11 protein-coding genes are annotated in these 10175 nt (G+C 57.5%); 5 read left to right on the plus strand and 6 right to left on the minus strand.

What is annotated here, in order from left to right; all coding sequences use genetic code 11:
* On the plus strand, positions 1–323 hold a 323-nt coding region (locus ACWI8T_RS06210; protein ID WP_449138317.1), incomplete at its 5' end, for a hypothetical protein.
* On the opposite strand, the gene serA is transcribed toward ACWI8T_RS06210, so the two are convergent.
* The gene (gene serA / locus ACWI8T_RS06215; protein ID WP_449138318.1) at positions 303–1865 is read right to left on the minus strand and encodes a phosphoglycerate dehydrogenase; all 1563 of its coding nucleotides are present in this window, start codon (positions 1863–1865) and stop codon (positions 303–305) included. The two genes, ACWI8T_RS06210 and serA, sit on opposite strands and share 21 nt — an antisense overlap.
* Before the next feature lie 458 nt (positions 1866–2323).
* Between serA and ACWI8T_RS06220 the strand changes: the two genes are divergently transcribed.
* The gene (locus ACWI8T_RS06220) at positions 2324–3781 is read left to right on the plus strand and encodes a DHA2 family efflux MFS transporter permease subunit (protein ID WP_329935147.1); all 1458 of its coding nucleotides are present in this window, start codon (positions 2324–2326) and stop codon (positions 3779–3781) included.
* A gap of 266 nt (positions 3782–4047) precedes the next feature.
* On the opposite strand, the gene ACWI8T_RS06225 is transcribed toward ACWI8T_RS06220, so the two are convergent.
* The 3 genes from ACWI8T_RS06225 to ACWI8T_RS06235 all read right to left on the minus strand — a co-directional run bounded on the left by ACWI8T_RS06225 (position 4048) and on the right by ACWI8T_RS06235 (position 7127).
* On the minus strand, positions 4048–5142 hold the full coding sequence (locus ACWI8T_RS06225) for a N5-glutamine methyltransferase family protein (RefSeq protein ID WP_449138319.1): 1095 nt from the start codon (positions 5140–5142) through the stop codon (positions 4048–4050).
* A gap of 144 nt (positions 5143–5286) precedes the next feature.
* Entirely contained in the window at positions 5287–6348 is a 1062-nt protein-coding gene (gene prfA, locus ACWI8T_RS06230) for a peptide chain release factor 1 (RefSeq protein ID WP_114615809.1), read from the minus strand.
* A 119-nt stretch (positions 6349–6467) separates the two neighbouring features.
* Positions 6468–7127 carry a LexA family protein gene (locus ACWI8T_RS06235; protein ID WP_114615810.1) on the minus strand — a complete coding sequence of 220 codons (660 nt, stop codon included), beginning with the start codon at positions 7125–7127 and terminating at the stop codon, positions 6468–6470.
* A gap of 45 nt (positions 7128–7172) precedes the next feature.
* Here ACWI8T_RS06235 and ACWI8T_RS06240 point away from each other — a divergent pair, with 45 nt between their 5' ends.
* Both ACWI8T_RS06240 and ACWI8T_RS06245 read left to right on the plus strand, forming a co-directional pair.
* Complete coding sequence (locus ACWI8T_RS06240; protein WP_147269246.1) at positions 7173–7460, plus strand: hypothetical protein; 288 nt, start codon at positions 7173–7175, stop codon at positions 7458–7460.
* Positions 7461–7644: 184 nt separating this feature from the next.
* Complete coding sequence (locus tag ACWI8T_RS06245; RefSeq protein ID WP_287538795.1) at positions 7645–8130, plus strand: universal stress protein; 486 nt, start codon at positions 7645–7647, stop codon at positions 8128–8130.
* A gap of 163 nt (positions 8131–8293) precedes the next feature.
* Here ACWI8T_RS06245 and ACWI8T_RS06250 read toward each other — a convergent pair whose 3' ends face one another.
* Both ACWI8T_RS06250 and ACWI8T_RS06255 read right to left on the minus strand, forming a co-directional pair.
* Entirely contained in the window at positions 8294–8971 is a 678-nt protein-coding gene (locus tag ACWI8T_RS06250) for a hypothetical protein (RefSeq protein WP_449138320.1), read from the minus strand.
* A gap of 111 nt (positions 8972–9082) precedes the next feature.
* On the minus strand, positions 9083–9529 hold the full coding sequence (locus ACWI8T_RS06255; protein WP_287538798.1) for a DUF523 domain-containing protein: 447 nt from the start codon (positions 9527–9529) through the stop codon (positions 9083–9085).
* A gap of 375 nt (positions 9530–9904) precedes the next feature.
* On the opposite strand from ACWI8T_RS06255, the gene ACWI8T_RS06260 reads away from it, so the two are divergent.
* On the plus strand, positions 9905–10175 hold a 271-nt coding region (locus ACWI8T_RS06260), incomplete at its 3' end, for a zinc-ribbon domain-containing protein (protein WP_449138321.1).

Genomic DNA, 10175 nt, shown 5'->3' on the forward strand with positions numbered 1-10175 from the left:
AAGAAGCACCGCCGAAACCGCCGGTAAACCTGCTGAAGAAGTCCATAAACGACATAGAGAGTGTCCTTTTCCGCTTCGTTTTCTCTACGTGTGATAAGCGCGTCGACAACATCGAACATCGCGAATATACCAGCTTGGTATTCTATCACGCGAAAGAGCAGTGCTCGCCGCAGGAGAAAGATGCACATAATTCGATAATGCAGGGCATCCATTACATGCCCCGCCGAAGCGCACAGCGAACAAAGCGATTGCGCCCCGAGATACCGACGGCACCCCAGAGCGCAAACAAAACCATGGCGGGCTTACAAACGAATCGCCCATGAATTCGTCGCATCAATCGCCTGCGCGACTCGCTCAATAACCTCAGGCGAAGGCTCGCTTTCAACATTGAGGAACACAAGTACCTCGCAGCAATCGGCGCGCTTGCCAATAGCCATAGTCGAGATATTGATGCCCTCTTCGCCCAAAATGGTGCCCATGCGGCCTACCTGACCAGGCTCGTCGGCATACGTAAAAATCAGAGCATGGTCGCCTGGCACCACATCGAGTCGATAGCCCAAAATCGAAACAACATGGACCTCTCGATGCACGCCTGGCACGGTTGCGGAAATCTCCAAGCCATCGGCCTCCATGCTCACAATGGAATCATAGCCACGCGAATCGCTCGCCTGCTGGGCCTCCATTTTAATGCCGTGGCGACGCGCCGAAGCATCGGCGTTTTCGGTTGACACGCTCGCCTGGCCCTCACGCGACAGCATGCCCGAAAGCGTCGCCGCTGAAAGCACCTGCATATCGCCCGCACATGAACCCGAGGCGACAATAGAAAGCGCCTTGGGAACTTCGCGCGCGAGCTGTGTGAGCACGCTTCCGCACATCTGACATGCGGGAATATAGGCGGCAGCGGCCTCGTCGACCTCCTTGGAAACCATGTTCACAACCGTCGGCACCACGAGGCCCTCAAGGCCATTGGCGACATAGCGGGCAATATTCACGCCGGCGCGCATTTGCGCTTCAAGCGTATTGGCTCCCAAATGGGGAGTGAGCACCGCGCGGTCGAACTCGGCGAGCGGCGTTTCCGCGGAAGGCTCGGCCTCGAGCATATCGATGCCGCACGCAAAAACGCGGCCGGCCGCCATAAAATCGGAAAGGGCCTTTTCGTCAATGACGCCGCCTCGTGCCGTGTTCACAATGACAACGCCATCTTTCATCTGGGCAAACTGTTCAGCTGCAAACATATGGTACGTGCCGTCGGTACGGGGAACGTGCACCGTGATGAAATCGGCGATGGGAAGCACTTCGTCCATGGAATCGAACAGCGCGACGCCGAGCTGGCTTGCGCGAGCCGCCGAGCAATACGGGTCGAAGCCCACAACGCGCATGCCGAACGCGTGGGCGCGCTCGGCAACGAGGCCGCCAATGCGCCCAAGACCAAAAATAGCAAGCGTTTTTTCATAGAGTTCGTGGCCCATGAAGCGATCGCGGCTGAATTTGCCCGCATGCATCGCAGCATCGGCGGCGGGAATTTCGCGAGCCGCCGAAAGCATGAGCGCCATAGTGTGCTCGGCTGCCGAAACGATATTGCTCGTAGGAACGTTGCATACGGGAATGCCATGCTCGCTTGCAGCATCGACATCGATGTTGTCGCACGTCACGCCAGCACGGCCGATAATCTTGCAATTCGTTGCCGCCTCGATCACCTCACGCGTGACCTGGGTGGCGGAGCGAACGATAAGGGCATCATAGGCCCCGACGCACTCGAGCAGCTCGTTCGGGGATAGGCCGAAGCGCTCATCGACTTCGTAGCCCTTCCCTTTCAAAATGTCGATGCCCTCGTCGACGATTTTATCGGTCACCAGAATCTTCATTGCGATTCGCCTTTCACCGCGACCACGCCCGCACTGCGCGGGTGCGCATTTCGTTATAAGAGATTCGTCGATTATACCCACGCTTCGTTTCGAATCGCGAAACCTTCGGCAAGCGAGCACAGAGCATCTCGCGGGCGGCAAATTGACGATTCGTGAACATCGATCGCGTTCGCTTGCGCCGCGCCACAGCATTTTGCTAAGGTTGCCCGTCGCAATGTTTCAAGATTACGCCAACATATATCGGCACGTGCGCCGCATCGAATCCTTCCTCGCCGAAGAAGGAGCGTCTACGCACGCGCCCGCGGCACCCTCGCTTTCCTCAATGCTGATCTGAGGCCATCCCCAAATCCCATAGATGCGCCGCTTCCGCATAACGCGGTTGTCGCATCACGCTTATTTTCATCGCTTCACAGAGCGATATGTCCTTTTGCGCTCAAATCCCAAACGAAGGAGACCTTTTGACATCCAATCAAGCTTCCGGAAAAACAACCGCACGACAAATCCGCATCGTAGGAGTTGTGGTGTTCGGCGCGTTTTTAGCGCTGCTGAACCAAACCGTCATGTCGCCCGCACTACCCGCAATCATGGCCGACTTCGGCATCGATGCCTCGACGGCACAATGGATCATGTCGATTTATCCACTCGTGAGCGGCATCATGGTGCCTGTTTCAGCATTTCTGATTGACAGGTTCTCGACCCGCGTGCTCTTCTTCGCCGCCACGGCAGCATTCGCCGCAGGAACCGCGCTTTGTGCAGCAGCGCCTACGTTTTTCCTGCTCATTTGCGGTCGTGTGCTGCAAGCGGCCGCCTCGGGCGTGCTTTTGCCGCTTGTTTCCGTCGTCCCGATGCTCGTCTTCCCCGTTGAGAAACGCGGCACCGCCATGGGCGTTGCGGGCATCGTGATGTCAGCCGGCCCCGCCGTTGGCCCCGTGCTTGGCGGCGCGATCATCGACGCCTACGGCTGGCGCGTAACACTCGGCTGCATCGTGCCGCTCGCCCTTGCCGTGCTGCTCTGCGGCGTATTTTTGCTCGAAAACGTCGGCGAAACAAAGCGTCCCAAACTCGATGTCGCATCAATCGCGCTTTCCACCATCGCATTCGGCGGCCTACTCTACGGATTCTCGAGCGCCTCGACGCTTGGCTGGACGAGCATCGCAGTGCTCGGCACTATTATTGCGGGCGTCGTATGCCTTGTCGCATTCGTCAAACGCCAACGTACGCTCGAGGAGCCGCTGCTCGATTTGCGTTGCCTGAAATCGAGCGATTTTACCGTTGCCGCCATCGTGGTGACGCTCATCAACGCGGCGTGCCTCGTCACCAACACCCTGCTCCCCATTCTGCTCCAAACGGCCATGGGCGCATCGGCGCTCGAAACGGGCATTGTCATGCTGCCCGCAGCTGCAGCCGGCATTCTCATCAGCCCTATCTCGGGCATCGTATTCGACAAGTTCGGCCCGCGCACGATTTCCGTGGGAGGCCTCGTGCTTATGACCGCAGCGCTCTTCGCCCTGTCTCGCATGAACGCGAACTCATCCATCGTGCTCGTAGCCGTGCTTTGCGCGGCTCAAGCCGTGGGACAATCTCTCGCGAACATGCCCGTAAACACATGGGGCATCAATGCGCTTCCCAATGACAAAATCGCCCATGGCAACGCAATCGCCAACACCGGTCGCCAAGTTGCCGGCGGTTTGGGCACGGCGCTTGTCGTGACCCTTATGACGAGCATCACCGCAAGCTCTCTGGGGCAAGGCATGGCAACCGAAGCCGCAACGGCAGCAGGAACAAGCGCCGCCTATATGGCGTGCGCAGCAATTGGCCTGGTCGCGCTTATCTTCGGCGTGCTGAAGATACGCAACCCGAAACGCCAAGAAAGCGTGCACGTTCTCGAAAAGAACGGCGTCAAGGTAAGCGAGTAGCGGCAAAAAACACTTCGCCAAGCAGTTGAAAGGCGCCAGGACCGGCGCCAGATGAACCGCCAAGAAGCCTTGCCCGCGAGAAGCGCTATCGCTTCGCTGCAAAAGGCCCCTTTACAACGAAACGTCCAGGTGCGACGAGCTCACCTGGACGTTTTCCTTTGCAATGCACCCATTAGCGTTTCGGCCCATGAAGAAAGCACTGCCATGATACGACGTTCGCCCGAACGCGGTCTCACGATTTCGAGAGCCGAGAGGCGCGTTTCGCCTTAGGCCACAACATTTGGCTTGCGCGCCGTAAGCACACGGGGCCGTCCAGCCAAGTCGTCGACAATGCGAACGTCAGTAAAGCCACAACTCTCGGCAAAAGTCGCCGCCGCATCAAGGCAGGTCTCATGAAGCTCCACGGCAAAGCCGCCGCCAGCCGCAAGGGCACGAATCGCCCACGTCGCCAAGGGCCTATACAAATCAAGGCCATCGGTTCCGCCGTCGAGCGCGAGTTCGGGTTCATGCTCGGTTACCTCGGTCGGCATGTCGTCGAGCACCTGCGTAGGAATATAGGGCGGGTTGCTCACAACGAGAGAAAGCTTGCCCATGAAACGATCCCCCACAGGCGCGCCCAAATCGCCCTGAAGCACGGCAACGTGCTTTTCCAGGTCCAAAGCTGCCACGTTCTCTTTCGCAAGAGCGATTGCCTCGGGAGCAATATCGCAGGCCAGCACGCGCGTTTTCGGGTTTTCGAAAGCAATAGAGCACGCAATGCAGCCCGAGCCCGTGCATATGTCGGCGACATACAGCACGTCGTCACACGAGCTATCGGCCTTTTCGTGAGAAGCCTCGATTGTGGCATCTGCGACGCGCTCGACCTCGTCTCCAACGCCCCCAGCCCCATCTTGGCCCGGCAGCGCTCCATCGACCACACCCGACGCTTCAAGATCCGCTTTCGCTGCGGCTTCCGCCTGCAGCTGTTCAAATTCATCCACCGTGAGGGTTGAATCCAAAGCACGGCGACGTTCGGGGGCGGGTAAAAGAGCCAACGCCTCGCTCACGAGCACTTCCGTTTCGGGGCGCGGAATAAGCACGCCTTCGCGCACTTTCACGGCAATATGTCGGAAGGCCACCTCGCCCGTGATGTACTGAAGCGGCTCGCCCGCGCCCCTACGCGCTACCCAATCGCGCAACGTAGCGCGCTCATCAGGCGAAAGGGGGCGCTCGAAGTTAACATACAGCTCGACGCGACGCATATGGCACGCCTCGCACAAAAGCCACTCAGCCGAAAGGCGTGGGTTTTCATCGCCCTTGCGCTGAAGGTAGCCGCGGCACCAATCGAGCGCCGCCTGAATGGTCCACACCTCGTCGGACATTTCTCTCTTCTCTCTCTTCGCGGAAAGGCGCCGCGCTCAGCAACAAATAAAGAAGCACGAGCCCCGTCGTGCGTCATAAGGCACGCCTGGAACGTTGTGCCGTTGACGTATGACGGGGCTCGTCCGGCGGGATGCGACTCTTCCTTATTCGGTCGCCTGCTCGAGCTTCCTTGCGCGATCGGCAGCCTGAAGCGCCGTAATCACGTCACCCAAGTCGCTGCCCATAAGCACGCCCTGGTAGGTGCCATTGTAGCCAATACGGTGATCGGTCACGCGATCTTGGGGAGCGTTGTACGTGCGAATCTTCTCGGAACGGTCTCCCGAACCAATCTGCGCCAGACGTTCAGCGCCCTCGGCCGCCTGCTGCTCGGCAAGCATTTTCTCGTAGAGGCGCGCACGCAGAACAGCCATTGCAGCAATCTTGTTTTGCAGCTGCGACTTCTGGTCCTGAGACTGAACAACAAGACCGCTGGGAAGGTGCGTGATGCGCACAGCGGAGTCGGTCGTGTTAACGCACTGACCACCCGGGCCACCTGCGCGATACACATCGATGCGCAAATCGTTCTCATTGATGTCGACCTCGACCTCGTCGGCTTCAGGAAGTACGGCGACCGTAGCAGTCGACGTGTGAATGCGACCCTGGCTTTCCGTCTTCGGAACGCGCTGCACGCGATGCACGCCGCTCTCGAACTTCATGACGGAATAAACCTTGTCGCCCTTCACCTTGAACTGAATTTCCTTATAGCCGCCAGCATCGGAGGGGCTCACATCCATAGTTTCAGTCTTCCAACGCTGCGAATCGCAGAAGCGCAGGTACATCTTGTACAAATCGCCAGCGAAAATGGCGGCCTCGTCGCCACCGGCGGCAGCGCGAATCTCGACGATGATGTCTTTCTCATCGGCGGGGTCGCTCGGGATGAGCATGTACTTGATTTCCTCTTCAAGCGAAGGAAGCTGCGCTTCGGCGGAAGCGATAGTTTCCTGGGCGAGCTCGCGCATGTCGGGATCGTCGAGCATTTCCTTTGCATCGTCGATGTCGTCGCACGCCTGAAGGTATTCACGAGCCTTGGCCACAAGCGGGCCCTGGTTGGAGTATTCCTTGGTGAGCTTGGTATATTCAGCGTGGTTGTTCAGAATCGCCGGGTCGGAAAGCTTGTTCTGGAGCTCCTCGTAGCCAGCGATGATCTTCTCGAGCCTGTCTCGCATGGTTCATCCAATCGATTGATATGCCGCATAGCGGCCGCATGATTTGCGTATAAGTTGCCAAACGAGAATACTATCACGTAAAACGCCCGCTCACGCGCTTTCCACAGCGAAAAAGGCTCCTATTTTCCGAAATTGAAAGGAGCAAAGAACCACACGACGCGGCCGAGAATGTGCACGGAATCGTTGCCGTCCTCGGCAGCCGAATATTTCTTCTTTTTGAAACGTGGGTCATAAGAGTTGGGAACGAGTTCCACGGAACTCTTATAGAAGTTCACGATTTTGACGGTCGCATCAGTTCCGCCCACGCGCACAGCGTATATTTTCCCGCTAACCCATTCCGCATCGGGGTCGATAAGCGCAATGCACCCATCCGGAATACAGCGATTCATCGACTCGCCCGATACGCGCAGCAAAAAAGAATCTGGATAGGCATTGTAAATGTGCCCCGGAATTGGCATGGTTTCATCAACGTCAATCATCTCAATCGGCGTTCCCGCAGCAATCGCCCCATAAAAAGGGACTTGAACCACATCGAGACCCCTTGCTCGTTTGAGCGTTTTGCAGGCATATCCGCATTCTTCACTGAAAATGTCGTCGTGGGAGAGCTCGGGGAAGGCCTCGAAAAACTCGCTGGCATTTACTTTTCGGGGAAGGCTCTTGCCGTCTTCCCACGCAGATATCGACGTCTGGGAAACTCCAAGAATATTGCCCAGCCCTTCTTGCGAAAAGCCCTTGTGTGCGCGAAATGCCTGAATATTTCGCCCAATGAAATTTTCCATAGATTCCCCTTTTCAACTGCGGATAAAAGTCTAACAGGTTGAATAATGGGCATAATTGACATGGAAGGATTACCAGTTAAACTGGTAACTACTTATGCTTTGAAGTACGAATGGAGATGGGGCATGAAAAGCTGGATGCAGCAAGCCCGCGAAACGACGGGGCTTACTACCATCGAATGTGCCAAGGCGCTTCTCCTGTCGGAAAAAGACTATCTCATAAGGGAAAACAACCCCGGTATGTTAACGATCGACGAGCTTGTGGCGCTCAGCTTCGAGCTTAACGACGAGAGCCGCCGCATCATCGTCGAAGGCGTTCGCAGCGCGATTCTGTAGGACCCTCCACCGTTTTGACAAAACCAAACGCATCTTTCTCGCATCTCGCACCACAAACACACGAATCTGTCCGCCAAATTGAGCCAAAAAAGGCCTCTGAACAGCAGATTTATATGAAGTGGAGTATACTTTTCCTCAGTTGGAGGGCTCTAAGCCCCATGGCCACGGAATGTGGAGGTGCGCAATGTCGAACAAGCACGAATTCAAAACGATCGTTGTCCCCTACGACGGTTCCGACCAAGCGAAACACGCCTTTTCGATGGCATGCGACCTTATCGGAGACGACCCCGACGCCAAGCTCATGCTGTTGCACGTCGTGCCTTCAGGCATGGTCGGCACAATGGACAATGCCGAAGGAAACACCATCGACGGAGTGCCATGGGGCCTGCTCGATTACGAGACATACAAAGACGTGGTGAGCGCCGCCCTCGATCGCGTGAAGAAGGAAGTGCTCGACAGCCTTGGCGACAGCGTCCACGACGAGCGTATTACCGTTGAAGCCGTCGCCGATACCTCGCCTGCGGAAGCAATTGCGAAATATGCCGCGACGCACGGTGCCGACCTTATTGTTATGGGGCGCCGCGGATTGGGCGCATTGCGCGGCATGCTCGGCTCGGTAAGCTACGGCGTGCTCCACAGCGCAGAAATGCCCGTGCTCACCGTGAAATAGCCCGACCTGCCTATACAAAGGCTGAAACTCGCCCATAATGCAAGGCTGGACACCGTAGGGCGCCCAGCCTTTTCATTGAGGAAAGCCCGGGACGAAAAGCGCCCGAAAGCACGTTTCCGCACATTCGGGCACCCGTTCTTCCAGCGTTGTGAAATCAGAATGGCTACGATGCAACGGAAGCATTCTTCGCAGCGACCTCGGCAGCGTTTTCGGTAATCGTGCCGTCGTTTACCTCCATGGCTTGAGCAACTTTGCTCGCCGCGCTCGATGCAGCGTCGGCGGCATCGGCAGCGGGCACGAAGGTCAGTTTCTTCGCAACCTCAGCGATGCCCGAAGCCTTCACGACGGCCTTAAATGGCTCCGGAGCCTCGAACATAGATCCGTCGGCGTTGATGGGGGCGATGATTTCAACCTCATAGGCACCCGGGTCAATTTGCACGCGCGTCGATGCGTTCAATGTGAGTGCAGTGCAGAAATCCACGGCTTCGCCAGCGTCGCTCGTGCCAGAGATATGAGCAATGGCAGGAGATGCCGTCTCGGCGTCATATCCCTCGGCAGAAATACGCATGCCAAGCGTTCCCTTTTCTGCCGCTGCCTGCTGCTCGGCAGTGGGCTGTTCGTTTTCGATGGCCTGCGCAGCATCGGCCATCGACGAATCGGAGCCCTTTTCCGCATCACGGGGCATAAGCACGAAAATAATCGCGGCAACGAGCACCACGATAATAAGGCAGCCAACTACCACGGCGGCTTTTTTCTTTGCAGGAGTGTCCACGCACTCGCGAGGCTCGTCCGGTGCCTGGTTAGATTCGTTGTTGTTTTTGATTTGCCTATCTTCAGCCATTGCACGCCCGCCTCTTGATTGCCCAGGCAGAAACGCATCGCGCTCACGCTTACCGAGCCGATGCCTTCCTGCAAAACTCGGCTATTGTACGTCTACATCGCGAGGCACATTTCATTCTTCAAGATTTGCCACATGGTTCTCATCTATTACGCGTACTCCTACGTCACGTAACGCAGCGGCGGCAATGCCCCACCCCTCGCGAAGCGTTCCGGAAAAGGTGCCGTCAAACACCGTTCCGCATCCGCACGAGGGACTTTTCGATTTAAGAATCGCGACGCGAGCTCCGCTCGATTGGGCCTTTTCGACAGCGATGCGCGCGCCCGCCTCGTACTGCGCCGTGCAATCAATCCCATCAATGGAAATCGCACGCACGCCATCGGGCGTTTTGCGCAGCTCGCACGGCGCATGAGGCACCGTCAAGCCGCCCTCGACTTCAGGGCACAAAGGAATCAGGGTGTGACCAACATCGGCAAGACTGCATACCGCTTCACAGCGCTTCGACCCACCATCGTAGCGGCACGAATGTCCAAGCAAACACGCACTCACGAGAATATCCACCGATTGCCAGCCTTTCGTTGAATAAAGGGAACGTAATTCGGCTCATGCGTCACCGCAGCACCCGGTGAGCACCGCGCATGAAGAATATACGTCGCCATCTTAGCGCAAGAAAGAACGGTGGCATGGCGCCGCAGCACCTCAAGCGCCCCAGGCCAAAGCGCGGGCACCCGCCCCGCCTATTGCCGTGCATGGCCGCGCACAGGGAACCCTTACGCGAAACTGACAAGCGTTTCGCATTTCGGCAAAGACAGCAGCTGCCGCCCATCGCAGGTCCCGAGTACGATACAATCTCAGCATCAGTCAACAAAGCGGCAACAATCGCCAAATCGGCCTTGTTGATTCCCGCTGAAATGCCCTCCCTGAAAGGAAGCCGTCATGAACTGCCCGAATTGCGGAAAAGAATCTGTCGAAGGCGCGAAATTCTGCGAATCCTGCGGCGCGCCGTTGGTTTCTGAGGTAAGCGAACCCGCCGCCCCCGTTCCCCCCGCTCCCGCATCGCCCTTCAATGCCCCAGAGCCGTCGATGCCCGTCGGCACCAACACGGCACAGTCGAGCGCGCCCCAGGCTCCCGCATCGGGCTATGCGCCTTACGAGCCGCCCGCGCAGGCATACGGCACCCAAAACGGCTATGCTGCCCCCAATGCCA

The sequence above is a fragment of the Slackia sp. genome (assembly GCF_977041755.1).

What these genes read in the sequence shown, in the direction of transcription:
- serA (WP_449138318.1), bottom strand. Translation starts at nt 1,865, where the DNA reads ATGAAGATTCTGGTGACCGATAAAATCGTCGACGAGGGCATCGACATT.
- ACWI8T_RS06225 (WP_449138319.1), bottom strand. Translation starts at nt 5,142, where the DNA reads ATGTCCGACGAGGTGTGGACCATTCAGGCGGCGCTCGATTGGTGCCGC.
- prfA (WP_114615809.1), bottom strand. Translation starts at nt 6,348, where the DNA reads ATGCGAGACAGGCTCGAGAAGATCATCGCTGGCTACGAGGAGCTCCAG.
- ACWI8T_RS06235 (WP_114615810.1), bottom strand. Translation starts at nt 7,127, where the DNA reads ATGGAAAATTTCATTGGGCGAAATATTCAGGCATTTCGCGCACACAAG.
- ACWI8T_RS06240 (WP_147269246.1), top strand. Translation starts at nt 7,173, where the DNA reads ATGGGCATAATTGACATGGAAGGATTACCAGTTAAACTGGTAACTACT.
- ACWI8T_RS06245 (WP_287538795.1), top strand. Translation starts at nt 7,645, where the DNA reads ATGTCGAACAAGCACGAATTCAAAACGATCGTTGTCCCCTACGACGGT.
- ACWI8T_RS06250 (WP_449138320.1), bottom strand. Translation starts at nt 8,971, where the DNA reads ATGGCTGAAGATAGGCAAATCAAAAACAACAACGAATCTAACCAGGCA.